Below are 22,233 nucleotides of genomic sequence, written 5' to 3'. Positions count from 1 at the left end.
CCGGGGGCGCGCGACGAGGACGCTCAGGCGCCCACGTACTGCGCCAGGTGCTCGCCCGTGAGGGTGGAGCGCGCCGCGACCAGGTCGGCCGGGGTGCCCTCGAAGACCAGCGTGCCGCCGTCGTGGCCGGCGCCGGGGCCCAGGTCGATGATCCAGTCGGCGTGCGCCATCACCGCTTGGTGGTGCTCGATGACGACCACCGACTTGCCGGAGTCCACCAGCCGGTCGAGCAGCCCGAGCAACTGCTCCACGTCCGCGAGGTGCAGCCCGGTGGTCGGCTCGTCCAGCACGTACACCCCGCCCTTCTCGCCCATGTGCGTGGCGAGCTTCAGCCGCTGCCGCTCACCGCCGGAGAGCGTGGTGAGCGGCTGGCCGAGGCCGAGGTATCCGAGCCCGACGTCCACCAGCCGTTCGAGGACGCGGTGCGCGGCCGGCGTGTGCGCGTCACCGGCGCCGAAGAACTCCTCGGCCTCCGCGACCGACATCGCCAGCACCTCGCTGATGTCCCGTCCGCCCAGCCGGTATTCGAGCACCGACGCCTGGAACCGCTTCCCCTCGCACTCCTCGCAGACCGTGGCGACCCCCGCCATCATCGCCAGGTCCGTGAAGACCACGCCCGCGCCGTTGCACGTCGGGCACGCGCCCTCCGAGTTGGCGCTGAACAGGCCCGGCTTCACGCCGTTGGCCTTGGCGAACGCCTTGCGGACCGGGTCGAGCAGCCCGGTGTACGTGGCCGGGTTGCTGCGCCGCGAACCGCGGATCGCGCTCTGGTCGACCGTGACCACACCGTCCCGCCCGGCCACCGAGCCGTGGATCAGCGAGCTCTTCCCGGACCCGGCGACGCCCGTGACGACGGTCAGCACGCCGAGCGGGATGTCCACGTCGACGCCGCGCAGGTTGTTCGCCGAGGCGCCCCGCACCTCCAGCGCGCCGGTGGGCTCGCGGACGGAGTCCTTGAGCGCGGCCCGGTCGTCGAAGTGGCGCCCGGTGACGGTGTCCGAGGCGCGCAGCCCCTCGACGGTGCCCTCGAAGCAGACGGTGCCGCCGGCCGCACCGGCGCCGGGACCGAGGTCCACGACGTGGTCGGCGACCGCGATCGTCTCCGGCTTGTGCTCCACCACCAGCACGGTGTTGCCCTTGTCGCGCAGGCGCAGCAGCAGGTTGTTCATCCGCTGGATGTCGTGCGGGTGCAGCCCGGCGGTCGGCTCGTCGAACACGTACGTGGTGTCGGTCAGCGAGGAGCCGAGGTGGCGGATCATCTTGACGCGCTGCGCCTCACCGCCGGACAGCGTGCCGGCGGGGCGGTCGAGCGCCAGGTAACCGAGGCCGATCTCCACGAACGAGTCGAGGGTCTGCCCGAGCGCGGTGAGCAGCGGCGCCACCGAGGGCTCGTCCAGGCCGCGAATCCAGGCCGCCAGGTCGCTGGTCTGCATCGCGCAGGCGTCCGCGATGCTGATGCCCGCGATCTTCGACGACCTGGCGCCCTCGCTGAGCCGGGTGCCCTCGCAGGCCGGGCAGGTGGTGAAGGTGACCGCGCGCTCCACGAAAGCCCGGATGTGCGGCTGGAGCGAGTCCTTGTCCTTGGACAGGAACGACTTCTGGATCTTGGGGATCAGACCCTCGTACGTGAGGTTGACGCCCTCCACCTTGACCTTGGTGGGCTCCCGGTACAGGAAGTCCTGCATCTCCTTCTCGGTGTACTTCGCGATCGGCTTGTCCGGGTCGAGGAGGCCGGACTCGGCGTAGACCCGGACGGTCCAGAAGCTGTCGGACTTCCAGCCGGGGATCGTGAACGCGCCCTCGGCCAGCGACTTGGAGTCGTCGTAGAGCTGGGTGAGGTCGATGTCCGAGACGGTGCCCCGGCCCTCGCACTCGGTGCACATGCCGCCGGTCCGGTTGAAGGTCGCCTTCACGGTCTCCTTGTTGCCGCGCTCGACGGTGATCGCCCCGCTCGCCTTCACGGACGCGGTGTTGAAGGAGTACGCGCTGGGCGGGCCGATGTGCGGGGTGCCGAGGCGGCTGAAGAGGATGCGCAGCATGGCGTTGGCGTCGGTCGCCGTGCCCACGGTCGAGCGGGTGTCGCCGCCCATCCGCTGCTGGTCCACGATGATCGCGGTGGTCAGCCCTTCCAGGACGTCCACCTCCGGCCGGGCCAGGGTGGGCATGAAGCCCTGGACGAAGGCGCTGTACGTCTCGTTGATCAGCCGCTGCGACTCGGCGGCGATGGTGTTGAACACCAGCGAGCTCTTGCCGGACCCGGAGACGCCCGTGAACACCGTCAGCCGGCGCTTGGGGATCTCGATGCTGACGTCCTTGAGGTTGTTCACGCGTGCCCCGTGCACACGGATCAGATCGTGGCTGTCGGCGGCGTGCGGTCGCGTACCCGTGGCCCTGCTCATCGTGTCTCCCTGGATTGGCGGAGCCGCCGCACGGCCCCGTCGTCGCCGCCCGTCCTCACCGGCGGCCCTTCCCCGTACACCGCCTCACGCTACGGTGTCCCCGGCAGCGGGGCTTCTCGATTCCTGACCGGCCGCGTCACCTGCTTCGCGACGCAGGACGGCATCCCCGCGGTCGCCTGCGCCGCCTCCTGCCGGTAGACGCTCGGCGGCATCCCGACCAGCTCCGTGAAGCGCGTGCTGAACGTGCCGAGCGAGGAGCAGCCGACCGCGAAGCACACCTCGGTGACGCTCATGTCGCCCCGGCGCAACAGCGTCATCGCGCGCTCGATGCGCCGGGTCATGAGGTAGCCGTACGGGGACTCCCCGTACGCCCTGCGGAACTCGCGGCTGAGGTGGCCCGCCGACATGTGCGCGCCGCGCGCCAGCGCCTCGACGTTCAGCGGCTGGGCGTACTCGCGGTCGATCCGGTCGCGGACCCGGCGCAGCCGCGCGAGGTCGCGCAGGCCGTGCGCCGCGTCGGGTTTGCTCGTCACGCCCGAAGCGTACGTCGTGGGGGCGCGCGCCGCCCGGGTATCGCGCCCCCCGGTCAGGTGCGGGTCGCGGTGTCGCAGTCCGAGGCGTCGCGGTCCCCCATCCGCTCGTCCATCGACGTGCCCCGCTCGTACGGGTCGATCCTCTTGCCGTCGTCCGAGGGCCCCGGCTCCTTGCCGAACTCGGGGACGAAGTAGCCGGTGGTGTTGTCGCAGCCCCCGTTGGCGGAGTCCAGCCGGTACGACTTCAGCGAGAAGGTCCCCGGCGCGATGACGACCTTCTCCGGGTCGTCCCAGCTCATCACGATCTCCCGGCGGGCGATCGTCCGGGCGACCTCGTCGCCGTCCCCGGAGGCCCGCACGAGGGGGTAGACGAAGGTGACGTCGGCGGTGACCTCGACCGCGCCCCGCTCGCCCTCCCGGTAGGTGATCCGGCCGCGCGTCTTGATCACGTCACCGGCCAGGCGCGCGTACGAGGGGTCGAAGCGGCTGAACAGCAGCAGCGGGTCGTTCTTCCGGGTCGGGGTGTCGAAGGCGTTCGCCAGGTACTCCTTGACGTCGGCCTGCTTCGGGTTGAGCGCCGCGATCGCCTTCACCGGCCGTTCCCCGCGCAGCACCGCCGGATCGAGGCCGGCGTCGGAGAGGAAGGCGAGGCTGCTGTCGAGCGCGTCGGACACCTGCTTCTCGCTCATCCACCCGGTCGCCCGTGCGGAGGGCATCGTGATCCCGGCCGTCCCGGCGGCCCAGTGCTCGGCCGGTGAGCCCTTGAACGGGGCGTCCAGCGTGGGCTGTCCGGGCGCCGCCGCGGAGTCGCCCCCGCCGGGGAAGCCGAGCCAGCCGGCCGCCCGGCCCGGGACCAGCGCCACGACGAGCAGCGCGACGACGACCACCAGGCCCACCACGTACCAGACCCGGCCGCGCCGCCGGGGCGGCTGATGGCTGCGCCACACCGGGGGAGGGGCGCTGTCCTCGCGCAGCCGCTGGGCCACCATCCGGGCCCGGGCGGACGGTTCCTCGGGGGCGCCGGGGGTCCCGGCCTCGGCCTCCCGCAGGAAGCGTTCCCACTCCTCGTCCGGTATGGATGACCCGCCGTTGCCCACGTCGCGCTCCCGCCCCTTCCGGCCTGCCCGCCGGTCCGATTTTCCGTGCATCATCACACAGCCCGGTGACACCCACGTGTCAACCGGGCCGCTGCGGATGAGGCCCGGGCGCTACGGCTTGCGGCCGACCGCGACGTACCCGGGGGTGACGACCTCGCCCGTGCCGGGGACCGGCTCGCCGAGCTCCGGGTGCCAGGCCTCGGCGGCGACGATGCCCGGCTCCACGATCTCCAGCCCGTCGAAGAACGCGGCGAACTGGTCGCGGCTGCGCGGCGCCAGCGTCAGGGTGTTGGCCTTGTACATCTCGTCCACCTGGCGCGCCTCCTCCGGGTGGAAGTCGGCGGTGATCTGCGAGATGACCATGTAGCTGCCGGGCGCGAGGACGTCGGTCAGCCGGCTCACCAGCTCGTACGCGCCGTCCTCGTCGCTCACGAAGTGGAGCAGCGCGATCATCGACAGTGCGACGGGCTTGCCGAAGTCCAGGGTCTTGCCCGCGTGTTCGAGGATGGTGTCGACGTTCCGCGCGTCCGCCTGGACGTAGTCGATGACGCCCTCGGGCGTGCCCTTGAGCAGCGCCTCCGCGTGGGCCAGCACGATCGGGTCGTTGTCGCAGTAGACGACCCGGGTCTCGGGGGCGGCCGTCTGGGCCACCTGGTGCAGGTTCGGCTCGGTGGGTATCCCGGTGCCGATGTCGAGGAACTGGCGGACGCCCTGGGTGGACAGCCATCGGGTGGCACGGTGCATGAAGGCGCGGTTGATCTTCGCCATCACCGGGACGTTCGGTTCCACGGCCAGCATCTGACGGCCCATGGCCTCGTCGACCGGGTAGTTGTCCTTGCCGCCCAGGAACCAGTCGTACATCCGCGCGGGATGCGGCTTGCTGGTGTCGATGAGCGGGGCGGTGGGGTCGTTCTCCGGTCGGGACATGGCCAACTCCAGGGTGCGGGAGGCTGCGGATGATCAGCTCGGGCCCACCTTAAGCAACTTGGGCGCCGAGCAGGGAGAGTTCAGCCGCCGATGACAGTTACCAATGCGTAACTTACTGATGGGTTACCACCGGTAAGCCCTGCTGTTAGCTTGCGCTCACCCGTACTTCCGGAGCAGAGCGAGGAGTGAGCCTTGAGCCGCAAGGACCGTTCGCGTTCCACCCTTCCCCCACGCCGCGTCCGTCCCCTGCGCGCCGCGGCCGTCGCCGTGACCGCGGCGGCCTGCGTGGCCGCGTACGCCGCGCCCGCGTCCGCCACGGACGGCACCGAGCCCGTCGTGTCCCGGGGCGTGACCATCCCCGCCTTCTACACCCCGCCCGCCCAACTGCCCGCCGCCAACGGGGCACTGATCCGGACCGAGCCCCTGCCGCTCGCTCTGAGCCTGCCCGGCCTGGACGGCCGCCCGATGCCGGGCACCGCAACCCGCCTCATGTACCGGACGACCGACTCCAACGGGCAGCCGGCCGCGGTGACCGGCGCCTACATCGAACCCTCGGCCGCCTGGAAGGGCGGCGGCGCCCGCCCGCTCGTCGCGGTGGCCTCGGGCACCATGGGCCAGGGCGACCAGTGCGCCCCCTCGCTGGCCCTCCAGCACCCGCTGACCGCCACCACGGAGACCGTGTCGATCGGCTACGAGACCCTGTCCGTCTACCGGTTGCTGTCCGCCGGTGTCGCCGTCGTCGTCACCGACTACGTGGGCCTGGGCACCACCGACCGCCTCCACACCTACGTCAACCGGGTGGACGAGGGCCACGCGCTGCTCGACGCGGTGCGCGCCGCCCACCAGCTGCCCGCCACCTCGCTCACGCCCGACTCGCGGACGGGCCTGTACGGCTACAGCCAGGGCGGCGGGGCCAGCGCGTCGGCCGCCGAGCTCCAGCCCTCGTACGCCCCCGAGATCCAGCTCGCCGGTACGTACGCCGGGGCCCCGCCCGCCGACCTGACCGCGACCATGAAGGGCATCGACGGCAGCGCCCTGGCCGGCGCCCTCGCCTGGTCGATCAACGGCTTCGCGCAGGCCGACGCCGACCTGCGGGACGTCGTGGAGGCCAACATCAACGACGCCGGGCGGGCCGCGCTGAAGGACGCCTCGACCATGTGCGTCGGCGACGCGATACTCGGCTACGGCTTCGCGAAGAGCACCAAGTGGACCACCACCGGCAAGTCCCTCGGCGAGATCATCGCCGCCGAGCCCAAGGCGCGGGCCGCGCTCGACAAGCAGCGCATCGGCACCCTCAAGCCGTCCGGCCCGGTGCGGGTGGCGACCGGCACCCAGGACGACATCGTGCCGCACGCCCAGGCACGTCAGCTCGCCGTCGACTGGTGCCGCAAGGGCGCCGACGTCACCTACGACGCCGTCATCCTGCCCAACCTCGGCGACAAGATCCTCACCAACCACATGGTCCCGCTCATCACCGACCAGGGCGACGCCATCTCCTGGATGACCGACCGCCTCGCCGGCAAGCGGTCCGTCTCCAACTGCTGGTCGATGCCGATCCAGCCCTGACCCCGCAGTCCCCGCCCGCCCCGGTCCACCCGGGGCGGGCTTTCCCGTGCACCGCAGGTGGACGGGCCGCCGCCCGGAAAGCGCGTGCGCGCGGACCGGGCGGCGGTTAGGGTCGCCGAATGAACATCGTCCAGCTCTACGGCTGACGCGGCGGGGGGGGCACGCTCCCGGCCCCGTCCGGCACACCGCGCACCCGCGCCCACCGCCCGGCCGACGCCAGGGTGGCGACGCGGCGGTCTGCCGTATCCACTTCCGCCGCAGAACTGAAACGAGTTGATTCCTCATGTCACGTCGCCGTGCCCACATCGCCATGGTCGGCATCCCCGCCGTGAGCCATGTGCTGCCGAGCATCGAGATCATCCGCGAACTGGTCGCCCGCGGCCACCGCGTCACCTACGCCAACGACCCCGTGATGGCCGAGCGCATCGAGGCCACCGGCGCCACCTTCGTGCCGTACGGCTCCGTGCTCCCGGTCGGTGACCACCACTGGCCCGACGACCCGATCGCCGCCATGGGCCTCTTCCTGGACGACGCCGTCCAGGCCCTGCCGCAGCTGCGCGCCGTCTACGACGAGGACCCGGCCGACCTCTACCTGTACGACATCGGCGCCTACCCGGCCCGGGTGCTGGCCGAGTCCCAGAACCGCCGCCTGATGCAGCTCTACCCGACCTTCGTCGGCTGGCGGAGTTACGCCGAGGACGTGGCGGCCCAGCTGTGGGCGCTGCCCGGGGCCGACGCGTACCGGGCCAGGTTCACCGAGTGGCTGGCCGGGAACGGCGCGACCACGCTGGACATGGAGGACTTCACCGGGCGTCCCGGCAACACGCTCGCCCTGATTCCCCGGGCGATGCAGCCGCACGCGGACGACGTGGACATGGACACCGTCACGTTCGTCGGGCCGTGCTTCGCCGGGCGCGGCGAGGAGACCTGGACCCGGCCCGCCGGGGCCGAGAAGGTGCTCCTGATCTCGCTGGGCTCGGCGTACACCAACCGCCCGGAGTTCTACCGCAACTGCCTGGCGGCCTACGGCGACCTGCCCGGCTGGCACGTGGTGCTCCAGGTCGGCAAGCAGACGGACCTGGCGGAGCTGGGCACCGTACCCGGCAACGTCGAGGTGCACCGGTGGGTGCCCCAACTGGCCATCCTCCGGCAGGCGGACGCCTTCGTCACGCACGCCGGGATGGGCGGCAGTTCCGAGGGCCTGTACAGCGGGGTGCCGATGATCGCCGTGCCGCAGGGCGTCGACCAGTTCATGAACGCCGACAGGCTCGTGGAGCTGGGCGTCGCCCGCCGCGTCGACACCGACGACGCCACCCCGGAGGCCCTGCGCGAAGCGCTCACCGCACTGGTCGGCGACCCGGAGGTGGCCCGGCGGTCGGCGCGGCTGCGCGCGGACGCCCGGGCGGAGGGCGGCACCCGGCGGGCCGCCGACCTGGTGGAGGAACTGCTCGGCTGAAACGGGCCCGGCCGGGGCGGTGAGCGGTTCGTCCGCACTCACCGCCCCGGCCGGGCGCGACAGCCGAGGGGGTATCAGCCCTTGCGGGTGTTGATCTCCTCGGTGAGCTGGGGGACGACGTCGAAGAGGTCGCCGACGACGCCGTAGTCCACGAGGTCGAAGATCGGGGCCTCGGCGTCCTTGTTGACCGCGACGATCGTCTTCGAGGTCTGCATCCCGGCCCGGTGCTGGATCGCGCCGGAGATGCCGGAGGCGATGTACAGCTGCGGGGAGACGGACTTGCCGGTCTGGCCGACCTGGTTGGTGTGCGGGTACCAGCCCGCGTCCACCGCCGCGCGCGACGCGCCCACCGCGGCACCCAGCGAGTCCGCGAGCGCCTCGATGACCGCGAAGTTCTCCGCGCCGTTCACGCCGCGGCCACCGGAGACCACGATCGCGGCCTCGGTCAGCTCCGGACGGCCCGTCGACTCACGCGGCGTACGCGAGAGCACCTTCGTACCGGTCGCGGCGGCGGAGAACTCCACCGCCAGCTCCTCCACCGCACCCGCGCCCGCGGCCGGCTCGACCGGGGCGGAGTTCGGCTTCACCGAGATCACCGGCGTGCCGTGCGTGATCCGGGACTTCGTGGTGAACGAGGCGGCGAACACCGACTGGGTCGCCACCACACCCTGCTCGCCGGCCTCGACGTCGACCGCGTCGGTGATGATGCCGGACCCGATCCGCACCGCGAGCCGCGCCGCGATCTCCTTGCCCTCGGCGGAGGAGGACACCAGCACCGCGGCCGGGGACACCGCCGCGTACGCGGCCTGGAGCGCGTCCACCTTCGGCACGACGAGGTAGTCGCCGTACTCGGCGGCCTCGGACACCAGGACCTTGACCGCGCCGTGCTCGCCGAGCACACCCGCCGTACCCGACGCGCCCGCGCCCACCGCGACCGCGACCGGCTCGCCGATCCGCCGCGCGAGCGTCAGCAGCTCCAGCGTCGGCTTACGGACCGCACCATCCACATGATCGACAAAGACGAGAACTTCAGCCATCAGACTTCCCTACTCCTGCACTTCAGCGACAACGACCACACGCGACGGGCTAGATGAACTTCTGGCCGGCCAGGAACTCGGCCAGCTGCTTGCCGCCCTCGCCCTCGTCCTTCACGATCGTGCCCGCGGTACGGGCCGGACGCTCGGTCGCGGAGTCGACCGCGGTCCACGCACCCGCCAGACCCACCTGCTCGGCGTCGATACCCAGGTCGTCCAGGTCCAGGGACTTCACCGGCTTCTTCTTCGCCGCCATGATCCCCTTGAACGACGGGTAACGCGCCTCACCGGACTGGTCGGTCACCGACACCACCGCCGGCAGCGACGCCTCCAGCTCCTCCGACGCACTGTCCCCGTCACGACGGCCGCGCACCACACCGCCCTCGACCGACACCTGCGACAGCAGCGTCACCTGCGGCACACCCAGCCGCTCCGCCAGCAGCGCCGGAACCACACCCATCGTGCCGTCCGTCGACGCCATCCCCGAGATCACCAGGTCGTACCCGGTCTCCTCGACCGCCTTCGCCAGCACCAGCGACGTACCGAGCGCGTCCGTACCGTGCAGATCGTCGTCCTCGACGTGAACCGCCTTGTCCGCACCCATCGACAACGCCTTGCGCAACGCGTCCTTGGCATCCTCCGGACCCACCGTCAACACGGTGACCTCCGCGTCATCAGCCGCCTCCGCGATCTGCAACGCCTGCTCGACCGCGTACTCGTCCAGCTCCGACAGCAGACCGTCGACATCCTCACGGTCCAACGTCAGGTCATCGGCGAAATGCCGGTCACCGGTCGCGTCGGGCACGTACTTCACACAGACAACGATCCTCAAGCTCACGCCGGCTCTCCCTGTACCTGGTGGTGTCCTGCGGGAATTCTATGGCACTCAGTACCCTGCGTAAAGGTACCCAGTGTCGGCGAGCTGATTTCGGTGTTACGTTTCCGGCATGACCGAAGACCGCCGGCCGGCCAAGAAGCCCCCCATGCGTGACGTGCTCGCCGAGGCGGCCTTCGCACTCTTCCTGGAGCGCGGTTTCGAGCGGACCACGGTGGACGACATCGTCGCGCGGGCCGGGGTGGGGCGGCGGTCCTTCTTCCGCTACTTCCCCTCCAAGGAGGACGCGGTCTTCCCCGACCACGAGCGGTGCCTCGCGGACATGACCGCGTTCCTGGCGGACGCCGACGGAACGGACCCGGTCGCCACGGTGTGCGACGGCGCCCGGCTGGTGCTGCGCATGTACGCGGAGAAGCCCGAGTTCTCCGTGCAGCGCTACCGGCTCACCCGCGAGGTGCCCGGACTGCGCACGTACGAACTGTCCGTGGTGCGCCGTTACGAGAGGACCCTCGCCGGCTACCTGGAGCGGCGCTGGGCCGAGGACCCGGACGCCGGGCCCGACGCCGCGCTGCGCGCCGAGGTGATCGCCGCCTCGGTCGTCGCCGCGCACAACAACGGGCTGCGGTCCTGGCTGCGTTCGGGCGGCGAGGGCGACGCGGGGGCCGAGGTGGACCGGGCCCTCGAACTGGTGCGCGCGGTGTGGAGCGGGCCGGACGCGCGGCCCGCCGCACCCGCGCCGGAGCCGGAACCCGCCGCCGTGTCCTCCTCCGGGGGCGACGACGAGGTGATCGTCATGGTCGCGCGCAAGGGCGCCCCGATGTGGCGCGTGGTGCAGCACATCGAGTCCGCGCTCGGCACCGCCTGAGGGGCACCGCGCGACTCCTGTCGCCATTTTGCGGCACTCAGTGCCTTTACTCCTGGAACTAAGTGCCATACGGTGCCGGTGTGCCGTCGCCGGAGGTGCGGCGCACCGAGTCGAGCGCGGGAGGCGGAACGTGTTCAGTACCGGAACGGACGTGGGGCCACGGGTCGGCGAGGGCGTGGCGGCGCACAGCCAGGAAGGGCTCGTCTACCAGGTGTGCCGCTGGTGCCACACCGCCTCCTTCCGCAAACTCCTGTGCCCCGTCTGCGCGTCGAGCGACCTCGAATCCGCGCACAGCGACGGCCACGGCGTCGTCATCCGCTCCAACGTCGTCAACCGCTACTCGCGCGTGATGCGCAACGAGTCCCTGGTCCGCTTCCCCGAAGGCTTCGTCTACCGGTGCCGGATCGTGGGCGCGGCCCCCCACCTGGTGAACGTCGGTGACCGGGTGCGCCCTCTCGGCGGGCGCACCTCCGTGGCCGGCGAGGTCGTGCTCGAACTCTGCGACCCGCCCGGCTCGGCCGGCTGGTACTGAGGTCTCACCCCTCCAGATAGCGCAGCACGGCGAGGACGCGCCGGTTGTAACCGGTGGTGTGCGCGAGACCCAGCTTGTCGAAGACGGTGTTGAGGTTCTTCTCGACGGCACTCAACGAGATGTGCAGCTTCCGCGCGATGGCCGCGTTGGTGTGGCCCTGCGCCAGCGCCTCCAGGACGGAGTGCTCGCGCGGGGTCAGCCGCGACAGCGGATCACCGTGCGTGCTGCGGATGACCAGCTGCCGCACGACCTCCGGGTCGAAGACGGCCCCGCCCGCGTGGATGCGTTCCAGCGAGTCCAGGAACTCCTCCACCTGCGCGACCCGGTCCTTGAGCAGATACCCGACCCGCTCCGCGTTCTCGGCGAGCAGCTGGGCGGCGTAGTTCCGCTCCACGTACTGGGAGAGCACCAGCACGCCGACGTCCGGCCGCCGCGCCCGGATCTCCACCGCCGCGCGCAGCCCCTCGTCCTTGTGCGTGGGCGGCATCCGGATGTCGGTGACGACGACGTCCGGCGCGTGCGCCGCGACCTGCGACAGCAGCGACTCGGCGTCACCCACCGCGGCCAGGACCTCATGGCCCTCCTCGGTGAGCAGACGGACCAGGCCCTCCCTGAGCAGGATCGAGTCCTCGGCGAGAATCACACGCACGGCAGCTCCGCGGTCACGGTGGTGGGGCCCCCGGCGGGGCTGTCGACGTCCAGCATGCCGTCGATCGCGGCGACCCGGCCGCGCAGCCCGGCCAGCCCGCCGCCTTCCGGGTCGGCGCCGCCGCACCCGTCGTCCCGGACCCGCACGGACAGCACGCCGTCCCGCCGGGCCACGTCCACCACGACGCCCTCGGCGCCGGAGTGCTTGGCCGCGTTGTTCACCGACTCGGACACCACGAAGTACGCGGCCGTCTGCACGGGCGACGGCAGCTCCCCGGAGACCTCGTACACCACCCGGACCGGGATCGGGCAGCGCTCCGCCACCCCGCCCAGCGCCTCCCCGAGCCCCACGCTGTCCAGCGCCGTCGGATACACCCGCCAGGCCACCTCGCGGAGTTCGGCGAGCACCTCGCCCGCCTCCCGGTGCGCCTGCGCCAGCAGCGCGTCGGCGCGCTCGGCGTCCCGGGCGCGGCGGGCCCGGCCCAGCAGCATCGCCAGCGCGACCAGCCGCTGCTGCACCCCGTCGTGCAGATCGCGCTCGACGCGCCGCCGCTCCCGGTCCACCGCCCGCACCACGGCGGCCCGGCTGGCGGCGATTTCACCGATGCGCCGCCTCAGCAACTCCCGCTCATCCGGCCCGAAGCACTCCCGGGCCAGCCTGGCGTCCAGCGCGGCCAGTGAGAACAGCCCCTGCACGTCGAGGAAGAGCAGGACGGAACCGAGGGCCACCTGGGCCGGCAACTCGCCCCAGCCCAGCGTGGAACGGGCCACGCCCACCGCGAGCAGCCCGGCCAGCACCAGGCCGAACCCGAGCAGCGCCGTCACCACCGCGCACAGCAGCCCCGAGGAGATGCGGCCGGCCAGATAGCGGAGGACCTGCCGGTCGGAGGCGCGGTGCGCGGGGAACCGGTCACCGAAGAAGACGGACCGGCGCCACCGCTCGGCCTCCGCCAGCCTCCTGGCGCCCGCCACCAGGAGGCGGCGCGCGGGGACCCGGGTGCGGGGCCACAGCAGGAACGCCCCCAGGAGCGCCCCGGCCACCGCGAAGTACCCCAGCCCGGCGAGGGCCGTCGCGCAGCCGAGCAGCGTCCCCGCCACCCGGGACAACCGCCCCGCCGGGCCGCGGCCGGTCGCGCCCGGCACTCCCGCCGAATCCTCCAGCACCCTGCCCCGCCCCTCCGCCTCGCGCCCGGGGTCCCTGTGCGACGGCCCGGTCGGGCGAACCATAGTTCCCGGCCCGCTCCCCGGCATCACGCGCCCCGGCGGTGCCTCGCCCGCCCCGCCGCGCGGGCCCGGACGCGCACGACGACGTACAGCACGAGCGCCACCGCGACCAGCAGCAGTACCGCCTCGGAGAGCACGCCCACGTAGTCGCCGACGGTGTCCCACTGGTCCCCGAGCCAGTAACCCGCCAGCACCAGAACGGAGTTCCACGCCAGACTGCCCAGCGCGGTCAGCCCGAGGAACGTCGGCAGCGGCATGCGTTCCAGGCCCGCCGGCACCGAGATCAGGCTCCGGAAGATCGGCACCATCCGGCCCAGCAGCACCGCCTTCGTGCCGTGCCGCAGGAACCACGCCTCGGTGCGCTCCAGGTCGGCGGCCCCGACCAGGGGCAGCCGCGCCCACAGGGCGTGCACCCGGGCGCGCCCGAACAGCGCCCCGATCCAGTACAGGGCCGCCGCCCCCGCCACCGAACCGAGTGTCGTCCAGAAGAGTGCCGAGGCGAGCGACAGCACCCCCTGGCCGGCGGCGAACCCGGTCAGCGGCAGGATCACCTCGCTCGGCAGCGGCGGGAACAGATTCTCCAGGGCGATGGCCAGACCTGCCCCCGGAGCGCCGAGGGTGTCGATGAGGTCGGCCGCCCAGCCGGCGAAACCTCCGGCGGGTTCCTGGGGGAGAGCGAGCGGGACGGGGTGCATGCGGGGCTCCAGACGGACGGGCCGCCGGGGCGCCCTGCCCCGGCTCCCAGCCACGCTAGGAAGCCCCGGACCGCGCCGGTATGAGGGTCGCCGCCGTCCGGGGTGTGGTTTACCGCAGGGACGCCCGTCGAGGGCAGCACGCCCGAGTCATCCGATGAACCTTGCCTCTTCTCTTCTCCCGGAGGGGCGACGCCGCTACCATCGGGACGCGAAATGGGAGCGCTCCCACATCCGTTCACGCCCTTGACCGCCCTTGTCGGCGGACCCTGTTCGGAGAGGACGTTTCCGTGCGCTCAAGCGCAAGACCCTTTGCCACCCTGGTGGCGGCACTCACCCTCACAGCGGGGCTCTTCGCCGCCGGCGCCCCGGCGTCGGCGCAGGACAGCGACGCCGCGCCCGCCACCCAGGCATCCGATGTGTCCCTCGCGGCGGACACATACGACTGGAAGAACGTCCGCATCGACGGCGGCGGTTTCGTCCCCGGGATCGTCTTCAACCGGTCCGAGAAGAACCTCGCCTACGCCCGTACCGACATCGGGGGCGCCTACCGCTGGGACCAGGCCGGCAAGCAGTGGAAGCCGCTGCTCGACTGGGTGGACTGGGACCACTGGGGCTGGACCGGAGTGGTGAGCCTCGCCTCCGACTCCGTCGACCCGGACAAGGTCTACGCCGCCGTGGGCACGTACACCAACGACTGGGACCCGACCAACGGCGCGGTGCTGCGCTCCTCGGACCGGGGCGCGACCTGGAAGGCGAGCACGCTGCCCTTCAAGCTCGGCGGCAACATGCCGGGCCGGGGCATGGGCGAACGCCTCGCGGTCGACCCGAACAAGAACTCCGTGCTGTACCTCGGCGCGCCCAGCGGCAACGGCCTCTGGCGGTCCACCGATTCGGGCGCCACCTGGTCCGAGGTGACGGCCTTCCCCAACCCGGGCGACTACGCCCAGGACCCCACCGACACCAGCGGCTACGGCAACGACAACCAGGGCATCGTCTGGGTGACGTTCGACGAGCGCACCGGCAGCGCGGGCAGCGCGACCCAGGACATCTACGTCGGGGTCGCCGACAAGGAGAACACCGTCTACCGCTCCACGGACGGCGGGACCAGCTGGTCGCGGATCGCGGGCCAGCCGACCGGATACCTGGCGCACAAGGGCGTACTCGACTCCGACAACGGCTACCTGTATCTGACCCTGAGCGACACCGGCGGCCCGTACGACGGCGGCAAGGGGCAGATCTGGCGCTACACCACCGCGACCGGAGAGTGGAAGGACGTCAGCCCGGTCGCCGAGGCGGACACCTACTACGGCTTCAGCGGGCTCACCGTGGACCGGCAGCATCCCGGCACGGTGATGGCGACCGCGTACAGCTCCTGGTGGCCCGACACCCAGATCTTCCGCTCCACGGACAGCGGCGCGACCTGGACCCAGGCGTGGGAGTACACCAGCTACCCCAACCGCTCCAACCGCTTCACCCAGGACGTGTCCTCGGTCCCGTGGCTGACCTGGGGCGCCAACCCGTCGCCGCCGGAGACCACGCCCAAGCTGGGCTGGATGACGGAGGCGCTGGAGATCGACCCGTTCGACTCGAACCGCATGATGTACGGCACCGGCGCGACGATCTACGGCACCGAGAACCTCACCAACTGGGACTCCGGCAGCCAGTTCAAGATCACGCCGATGGTGAAGGGCCTGGAGGAGACCGCCGTCAACGACCTGGCCAGCCCGCCGTCCGGGGCGCCGCTGCTCAGCGCGCTCGGTGACATCGGGGGCTTCCGGCACACCGACCTCGACACCGTGCCGGACATGATGTTCACCTCGCCCAACCTCACCTCCACCACGAGCATCGACTTCGCCGAGAGCAGCCCGAACACGGTGGTCCGGGTCGGCAGCGCCGACGCCGCCCCGCACATCGGCTTCTCGACGGACAACGGCTCCAACTGGTTCCAGGGCTCCGAGCCGTCCGGGGTGACCGGCGGCGGCACGGTGGCGGCGGCGGCCGACGCGAGCGGCTTCGTCTGGAGCCCCGAGGGCGCCGGCGTCCACCACACGACCGGGTACGGGAGTGCGTGGTCGGCGTCGACCGGGATTCCGCAGGGTGCGACGGTCGAGTCGGACCGGAAGAACCCGAAGAAGTTCTACGGGTTCAAGGCCGGCACCTTCTACGTCTCCACGGACGGCGGCGCGACGTTCACGGCCAAGGCGTCGAGCGGCCTGCCCACCGAGGGCAACGTCCGCTTCAAGGCGGTCCCCGGCACCGAGGGCGACATCTGGCTCGCGGGCGGCGCCACGACGGGCGCCTACGGCCTGTGGCACTCCACCGACTCGGGGGCGACCTTCACCAGGCTGAGCGGCGTCGACGAGGCGGACTCCGTCGGCTTCGGCAAGGCGGCCGCGGGCGCCTCGTACCGGACGATCTTCGTGTCGGCGAAGATCGGCGGGGTGCGCGGCATCTTCCGGTCGACCGACGCGGGCGCCTCCTGGACCCGCATCAACGACGACGCCCACCAGTGGGGCTGGACCGGCGCCGCGATCACGGGCGACCCGCGCGTCTTCGGCCGGGTGTACGTGTCCACCAACGGCCGCGGGATCATGTACGGCGACTCCTCGGACGGCGACGGGGGCGGCACGGACCCGGGCACGGACCCGGGCACCGATCCGGGCACGGACCCGGGCACGGACCCGGGCACCGACCCCGGGGACGCTGCCTGTTCGGTGACGTACAAGGTCACCAACCAGTGGTCCGGCGGTTTCCAGGCCGATGTGACGCTCACCAACACGGGCAGCACGGAGCTGGACGGCTGGAAGCTCGCCTGGACGTTCCCGGACGGGCAGAAGGTCGGCCAGATGTGGAACGCGACGCCCGCGCAGGACGGGGCGAAGGTGACGGCCACCAACGTCTCCTGGAACGGCCGGGTGGCGCCGGGCGCGTCCGCGGGCTTCGGCTTCACGGGCACGCTGAGCGGCGGCAACACGGCACCGGACACCTTCTCGCTCGGTGAGGAGGTCTGCGCCACCGGCTGACGCGGGGCGCGGGGCCCCGCGTCGGGGGGCGGGCCGGGCGGCCCGGGCCCGTCCCCCGGCACGGCCTTACTGGCCCCGTACAGGTTCGTCGGCCATACTGCCCGCCGTGGACCAGCGCATAGACCCGAAGACCCAGCCCGCGTACGCCGCAGGGACCGACCCGGCGTACATCCCCGGTCTCACGACCCCCCGACCCGCCGAAGAGGTGGAGGAGGCGCCGGAGAACACTGAGGAGCCCGCCCCGGCGGACGCCGTCGCCGAGCCGGCCGACGAGGCGCCCGTGGCGCAGGAGGAGGACGAGGAGGAGCAGGAGGAAACCGACGAAGAGGCCGCCGAGGGGCCGTCGTTCGAGGTGAGCGACCGGCGCGGCTCGATCTCGGCCGGGCCCGGGGGTGTCCGTTTCACGCTCGACGACCAGCAGGCCGACTTCGGCTGGGACGAGATCGGCGCGGTCGAGCTGAAGCCGGCCCGCTTCGGGCGCCGATTCACCGTCACCGTCCACCTGTCGTCCCAGCGCTGGTTCAACGGCGAGGTCGAGGCGACGTCCCGTAGCAGCCTCAAGGAGTGGACCGAGGGCTTCGACGCGGTCCTGGACGCCCACTTCGAGGAGTCCTGACCGGGGGCGTTGCCCCCGGACCCCGGTCCTCGTGCGCCGGACGGACCGCATCCCGGCCCGTCCGGCGTACGCGGCGCGGTACGGCGGGATCAGGCGTCCGCCAGGACCACCGAGCGGGTCAGGTGGCGGGGGGCGTCCGGGTCGAGGCCGCGGGCGGCGGCGCGGGCCACGGCCAGGCGCTGGACGCGGACCAGGTCGGCCAGCGGGTCCAGGTCGCCCGCCACCCAGCGGGCGCCGGTCTCCAGGAGCTGTGCGCGCAGGCCCTCGGGCGCGGCGCCGAACATCCAGGTGGCGGTGGTGTCCGTGGCGATGGAGATCGGGCCGTGGCGGTACTCCATCGCGGCGTACGACTCGGTCCAGGAGAGCGACGCCTCCTTCATCTTGAGCGCCGCCTCGTTCGCGAGCCCGGCCGTCCAGCCGCGCCCGAGGAACGTGAACTGCGTGCAGTCCACCAGGCCCTCCGGCAGCGGCTCCGCGAGCGCCCGCTCCGCGTCCCGGACCACGGCGTCGGTGTGCAGGCCGAGGTGCGCGCGCAGCAGCGTCAGCAGCGTGGTGGCGAACCGGGTCTGGACGACGGACTGTTCGTCGGCGAAGTCGAGGACGACGACCGCGTCGGCGGCCGTCATCACCGGGGTCTCCGGGGCGGCGGTGATCGCCACCGTGGGCGTGGTGCCGCTCAGCCGGCCGAGGAGTTCGAGGACCTCCGTCGTGGTGCCGGAGCGGGTGAGCGCGACGACCCGGTCGTAGCGGCGGCGGCCGGGGAACTCGGACGCGGCGAAGGCGTCGGTCTCGCCCTGTCCCGACTCCTCGCGGAGCGAGGCGTATGCCTGAGCCATGTAGAACGAGGTCCCGCAGCCGACGACGGCGACGCGCTCGCCGGGCGCGGGCAGCACGGCCGCGTGACTCGGTGCCAGCTCCGCGGCGCGGCGCCAGCACTCCGGCTGACTGGCGATCTCGATCTCGACAAATGACACTCTGCGCTCCGTACTGGTGAGGGGATGCTCGATTACGCACGTTACCCGCGATGAGCGAGCATTATCAAGCATTCTGCTTGCACGGGGCTTGACTCGCGGGAGCCTTGTGCGACGCTTGCGCCTGTCCGGTGATCGCGCCCAAGGGGACGGGCGCACGCAGCCCGGACCCGTGAGGAGAACCGCCTTGTCCAGGGATGCCCGGTGGAACGCACTGCTGGAACTCGTAGGTAAGCACGGCCGGGTGGACGTCGAGGACGCCGCGAGGACGCTCGACGTCTCGGCCGCGACCATCCGGCGGGACCTGGACCAGCTCGCCGAGCAGCAACTGCTCACCCGTACCAGGGGCGGCGCGATCGCCCACGGCGTCAGTTACGAGCTGGCCCTCCGCTACAAGACGGGCCGCAACGCGCCGGAGAAGCAGGCCATCGGCCGTGCCGTCGCCGAACTCGTCGCGGTCGGCGAGGTGGTCGGCCTCACCGGCGGGACCACCATCACCGAGGTGGCCCGCTCGCTCGCCGTCCGCGCGGACCTGGTGGGGGAGGGGGCCGGCGGGGCGTCCGGGCAGCCGACGCTGACGGTGGTGACCAACGCCCTCAACATCGCCAACGAGCTGGTGATCCGGCCGCAGATCAAGATGGTCGTCACCGGCGGGGTCGCCAGGCCCCAGTCCTACGAGCTGACCGGCCCGCTGGCCAGTGGGGTGCTCGGCGAGATAACGCTGGACGTGGCCGTCCTCGGCGTCAACGCCATCGACACCGAACGCGGCGCGTACGTGCACCACGAGGGCGAGGCCAGCATCAACCGGCTGCTCGCCCAGCAGGCCCAGCGCGTGGTGGTCGCCGCCGACTCCTCGAAGATCGGCAAGCGGGCCTTCGCCCGGGTCTGTGACCTCTCCCTGGTCGACTTCCTGGTCACCGACCGGGGGATCGCCCCCGAGGCGTCCGCCCGCTTCACCGAAGCCGGTGTCACGGTCATCGCCGTCTGACCCCTGGTCGTACCCGCAGCAGGCCGCCGCGCGCACCACGCGCGGCGGCCCGCTCCTGCGTGCGCGCCCCGGTGCGTGAAGGGGAGCGCGATCAGGCACCACCACGCACGAGGGGCGGCGGTATCGACGGAAGCACCACGCATTCCGGTGCCGCGTGCCCGTAGATGTTCGTTGGCTCCCTGAAATGAACAACTCTTGCCACAACGGTGCGCGGTCGTGAACTATGTGCCTGTCGCCGCGGAGCCTCCTCGTACGACTTCCCGTGCGGCGCATCGTGCCGTTCGCCGGCAGGCGGCCTCCGCCCGCACGACCCGCACCAACTGAAGGGAATCCCGTGTCAGACCTGCGACTCGGCGTCATCGGGCTCGGCCTGCGCCGGTCCATCGCGATGTCGGCCCACCACCCCGGCAAGGGATCGGCGATCACCGCCGTCTGCGACCTCGACCCGGAGGTGCGCCGGCGCGAGGCCGAGCACTTCGGCGCCGAGACCGCGGTCGAGGACTACAAGGCGCTGCTCGGCCGGAACGACCTCGACGCGATCATCGTGGCGACCCCCGACGACACCCACGAGACCATCGCCGTCGACGCCCTGAGGGCCGGCAAGGCGGTCTTCGTGGAGAAGCCCCTCGGCATCTCCGTCGAGAGCTGCGACACCATCCTGCGCGCCGCGTACGAGACCGGCAGCCGGCTCTACGTCGGCCACAACATGCGCCACATGGGCGTCGTCCGGCTGATGCGCGACATCATCGTGCGCGGCGACATCGGTGAGCCCAGGACCGTCTGGGTGCGCCACTTCGTGGGCTACGGCGGCGACTACTACTTCAAGGACTGGCACGCCGACCGCACCCGCACCACCGGTCTGCTGCTCCAGAAGGCGGCCCACGACATCGACGTGCTGCACTGGCTGGCCGGCGGCTACACGCGGCGCGTCAACGCCCTGGGCGACCTGCTCGTCTACGGGAACCTGCCGCGCCGCGCGCCGGACACCCCGCGCCCCGAGAACTGGCTGCGCGAGTTCGACTGGCCTCCGACGGCCCGCAAGGACCTGCACCACATCGTGGACGTCGAGGACGTCTCGGTGATGAACATGCAGCTCGACAACGGCGTCGTGGCCGCCTACCAGCAGTGCCACTTCACCCCCGACTACTGGCGCAACTACACGGTCATCGGCACCGAGGGCCGGCTGGAGAACTTCGGTGACGGCCCCGGCGACGAGGTCAAGGTCTGGAACAGCGGCCCCAGCGGCTACCGAGCCGACGCCGACATCACCTACCGGGTGCCCGAGGCCAAGGGCTCCCACGGCGGCGGCGACAGCGGGATCATGCGGGAGTTCGTCCGCTTCGTCCGCGAGGGAGGAGTCACCGACACCTCGCCGGTCGCCGCCCGGATGAGCGTCGCCGCCGGTGTCCTCGCGACCCGCTCGCTGCGCGAGGGCGGAGCCCCCCACGAGGTGCCGCCCCTCGACCCCGAGCTGATCGCGTACTTCGAACGCGGCCAGGTCCGTTCCTGACGCTCAGGCCCTGGGCCACGGGTCCCCGGCGCACCGCTCCACGCGGTTGCGCCGGGGACCTTTCGTCATCTGTTTTCAGCCATGCTCAATGGGTAATCGGCCCCTTCCGGTTTGACAGCGCCGTATCCCGTAATAGTGACGAAGCCGGTCCGAAGTGGTCTCGTACGGTCACCACCCGGCCGCCCGCGCGACCGGTCAAGGGCTGTTTCAAGCCAATCGCGTGTCCGTATGGCCGGTCTCGAACGCGCGACCGGAAACCGGTCGGCATAATCGCGTCCATGTCGATCACGGGTGGGGATGTCGTTGACCTTGGCAGGGGCCTGTACGCCTGGCTCCCGCCGAAGCGTGGCTGGGGGCTGGCCAACTGCGGCCTGCTCGTCTCCCCCCGTGGCGCGCTGTGGATCGACACCCCGTACGACCCCGTGCTCGCCGGTCAGTTCCTCGCCGAGTCCACCAAGCGGCTGCCCGACGGCGTCACCATCGACCGGGTGATCGTCACGCACGCCAACGGCGACCACTTCTGGGGCGCGGGCGTGCTGCCGGACGCCGAGATCATCGTGACCCGCGAGGCCCGCGAGCACATCCACTACGAGCCCTCGCCGCAGCAGCAGCACGCGCTCGTCACCGGCGGCGACCCGGCCACCCCGCTCGGCGCCTACCTCGCCCGCCACTTCGGCCCGTTCGACTGGTCGCGGACCGAGCCCGTCCGGCCGACCACCTACTTCACGGGCGAGCTCGAACTGAGCCTCGGCGACTACCCGGTGCAGATCACCTCGCTCGCGCCCGCGCACACCACCGGCGACCTGATGGTCCACCTGCCCGCCCAGTCCACCGTGTTCAGCGGCGACATCATCTTCTCGTCGTCCCCCGAACAGCCCGGCGACCACCCGATCCACTGGGAAGGCCCGCTGAGCAACATCATCGGGGCCTGCGAACAGGTGCTGGCCACCGGTGCCGAAACGATCATCCCCGGTCACGGCCCCGTCCTGGACCGGGCCGGCGTCCGCGAGCACATCACGTACCTCGCATACATCCGCGAGCGCGCCCACACCCTGCACGCCGCGGGCGTCCCCTCCATCGACGCCGCCCGCCAGGTCATCGCCGAGGGCCGGTACCCCGGACTCGGCCTCCCCGAACGGCTGGTGGTGACCATCGGCAGCGAATACCGGCAGCTCGACGGCTCGGAGCGGCCCAGCGTGGTCCAGGTCATGACCGACGTCGCCACCGTCGCACACGAAGTGGAGCAGGTCAGTGAGCCGGCAGGCAGCGCGGGCTGACCGCGCGGTCCCGCCCGACGCGCGACGGCGGACCGAC

At 71.9% G+C, this 22,233-nt stretch carries 19 protein-coding genes; 9 read left to right on the top strand and 10 right to left on the bottom strand.

Annotation, left to right across the window (positions count from 1 at the left end):
- Positions 1-23: 23 nt before the first annotated feature.
- From ACFUJY_RS05580 to ACFUJY_RS05565, 4 genes are all read right to left on the bottom strand, one after another.
- Positions 24-2,399 (bottom strand): ATP-binding cassette domain-containing protein, encoded by a 2,376-nt coding sequence (locus ACFUJY_RS05580; RefSeq protein ID WP_383294938.1) that lies wholly within the window; start codon positions 2,397-2,399, stop codon positions 24-26.
- 89 nt (positions 2,400-2,488) lie between these two features.
- The gene (locus ACFUJY_RS05575; protein ID WP_383294935.1) at positions 2,489-2,932 is read right to left on the bottom strand and encodes a helix-turn-helix transcriptional regulator; all 444 of its coding nucleotides are present in this window, start codon (positions 2,930-2,932) and stop codon (positions 2,489-2,491) included.
- A gap of 53 nt (positions 2,933-2,985) precedes the next feature.
- Positions 2,986-4,029 carry a hypothetical protein gene (locus ACFUJY_RS05570; protein WP_383294933.1) on the bottom strand — a complete coding sequence of 348 codons (1,044 nt, stop codon included), beginning with the start codon at positions 4,027-4,029 and terminating at the stop codon, positions 2,986-2,988.
- A 111-nt stretch (positions 4,030-4,140) separates the two neighbouring features.
- Positions 4,141-4,956, bottom strand: coding sequence for an SAM-dependent methyltransferase (locus ACFUJY_RS05565; protein WP_383294930.1), 816 nt, complete (start codon positions 4,954-4,956; stop codon positions 4,141-4,143).
- Between the two features lie 192 nt (positions 4,957-5,148).
- Between ACFUJY_RS05565 and ACFUJY_RS05560 the strand changes: the two genes are divergently transcribed.
- Together ACFUJY_RS05560 and ACFUJY_RS05555 are read left to right on the top strand one after the other, a co-directional pair.
- Complete coding sequence (locus tag ACFUJY_RS05560) at positions 5,149-6,522, top strand: lipase family protein (protein ID WP_383294928.1); 1,374 nt, start codon at positions 5,149-5,151, stop codon at positions 6,520-6,522.
- Positions 6,523-6,805: 283 nt separating this feature from the next.
- Complete coding sequence (locus ACFUJY_RS05555; protein WP_383294925.1) at positions 6,806-7,978, top strand: macrolide family glycosyltransferase; 1,173 nt, start codon at positions 6,806-6,808, stop codon at positions 7,976-7,978.
- 74 nt (positions 7,979-8,052) lie between these two features.
- Here ACFUJY_RS05555 and ACFUJY_RS05550 read toward each other — a convergent pair whose 3' ends face one another.
- Together ACFUJY_RS05550 and ACFUJY_RS05545 are read right to left on the bottom strand one after the other, a co-directional pair.
- Positions 8,053-9,015, bottom strand: coding sequence for an electron transfer flavoprotein subunit alpha/FixB family protein (locus tag ACFUJY_RS05550; protein WP_383294922.1), 963 nt, complete (start codon positions 9,013-9,015; stop codon positions 8,053-8,055).
- A 49-nt stretch (positions 9,016-9,064) separates the two neighbouring features.
- Positions 9,065-9,850 (bottom strand): electron transfer flavoprotein subunit beta/FixA family protein, encoded by a 786-nt coding sequence (locus ACFUJY_RS05545; protein WP_164399387.1) that lies wholly within the window; start codon positions 9,848-9,850, stop codon positions 9,065-9,067.
- Positions 9,851-9,959: 109 nt separating this feature from the next.
- Here ACFUJY_RS05545 and ACFUJY_RS05540 point away from each other — a divergent pair, with 109 nt between their 5' ends.
- Together ACFUJY_RS05540 and ACFUJY_RS05535 are read left to right on the top strand one after the other, a co-directional pair.
- A complete protein-coding gene (locus ACFUJY_RS05540) occupies positions 9,960-10,712 on the top strand; it encodes a TetR family transcriptional regulator (RefSeq protein WP_383294920.1) in 753 nt (250 codons plus the stop codon).
- 130 nt (positions 10,713-10,842) lie between these two features.
- Entirely contained in the window at positions 10,843-11,244 is a 402-nt protein-coding gene (locus ACFUJY_RS05535) for a Zn-ribbon domain-containing OB-fold protein (RefSeq protein WP_383294918.1), read from the top strand.
- 4 nt (positions 11,245-11,248) lie between these two features.
- Here ACFUJY_RS05535 and ACFUJY_RS05530 read toward each other — a convergent pair whose 3' ends face one another.
- The 3 genes from ACFUJY_RS05530 to ACFUJY_RS05520 form a co-directional block, all read right to left on the bottom strand.
- Positions 11,249-11,893, bottom strand: coding sequence for a response regulator (locus ACFUJY_RS05530; RefSeq protein ID WP_383294916.1), 645 nt, complete (start codon positions 11,891-11,893; stop codon positions 11,249-11,251).
- Complete coding sequence (locus ACFUJY_RS05525; protein WP_383294913.1) at positions 11,884-13,056, bottom strand: sensor histidine kinase; 1,173 nt, start codon at positions 13,054-13,056, stop codon at positions 11,884-11,886. The genes ACFUJY_RS05530 and ACFUJY_RS05525 overlap by 10 nt, the downstream gene beginning before the upstream one ends.
- Positions 13,057-13,142: 86 nt before the next feature.
- Positions 13,143-13,811 carry a DedA family protein gene (locus ACFUJY_RS05520; protein ID WP_383294910.1) on the bottom strand — a complete coding sequence of 223 codons (669 nt, stop codon included), beginning with the start codon at positions 13,809-13,811 and terminating at the stop codon, positions 13,143-13,145.
- 287 nt (positions 13,812-14,098) lie between these two features.
- Here ACFUJY_RS05520 and ACFUJY_RS05515 point away from each other — a divergent pair, with 287 nt between their 5' ends.
- The gene (locus ACFUJY_RS05515; protein WP_383294908.1) at positions 14,099-16,834 is read left to right on the top strand and encodes a cellulose binding domain-containing protein; all 2,736 of its coding nucleotides are present in this window, start codon (positions 14,099-14,101) and stop codon (positions 16,832-16,834) included.
- 106 nt (positions 16,835-16,940) lie between these two features.
- Positions 16,941-17,450 carry a hypothetical protein gene (locus ACFUJY_RS05510; RefSeq protein ID WP_383294906.1) on the top strand — a complete coding sequence of 170 codons (510 nt, stop codon included), beginning with the start codon at positions 16,941-16,943 and terminating at the stop codon, positions 17,448-17,450.
- A gap of 89 nt (positions 17,451-17,539) precedes the next feature.
- On the opposite strand, the gene ACFUJY_RS05505 is transcribed toward ACFUJY_RS05510, so the two are convergent.
- Entirely contained in the window at positions 17,540-18,424 is an 885-nt protein-coding gene (locus ACFUJY_RS05505; RefSeq protein ID WP_383294904.1) for an SIS domain-containing protein, read from the bottom strand.
- A gap of 184 nt (positions 18,425-18,608) precedes the next feature.
- Here ACFUJY_RS05505 and ACFUJY_RS05500 point away from each other — a divergent pair, with 184 nt between their 5' ends.
- From ACFUJY_RS05500 to ACFUJY_RS05490, 3 genes are all read left to right on the top strand, one after another.
- Complete coding sequence (locus ACFUJY_RS05500) at positions 18,609-19,409, top strand: DeoR/GlpR family DNA-binding transcription regulator (RefSeq protein WP_383294902.1); 801 nt, start codon at positions 18,609-18,611, stop codon at positions 19,407-19,409.
- 334 nt (positions 19,410-19,743) lie between these two features.
- On the top strand, positions 19,744-20,919 hold the full coding sequence (locus ACFUJY_RS05495; protein WP_383294899.1) for a Gfo/Idh/MocA family protein: 1,176 nt from the start codon (positions 19,744-19,746) through the stop codon (positions 20,917-20,919).
- A gap of 278 nt (positions 20,920-21,197) precedes the next feature.
- On the top strand, positions 21,198-22,196 hold the full coding sequence (locus ACFUJY_RS05490) for an MBL fold metallo-hydrolase (RefSeq protein WP_383294896.1): 999 nt from the start codon (positions 21,198-21,200) through the stop codon (positions 22,194-22,196).
- The last annotated feature ends 37 nt before the right edge of the window (positions 22,197-22,233 follow it).

The organism is Streptomyces sp. NPDC057249 (genome assembly GCF_042669245.1).
Taxonomy (GTDB): Bacteria; Actinomycetota; Actinomycetes; order Streptomycetales; family Streptomycetaceae; genus Streptomyces.
Note: the sequence above shows the minus strand (reverse complement) of the source record. Positions and strands in the feature narration are given on the sequence as shown.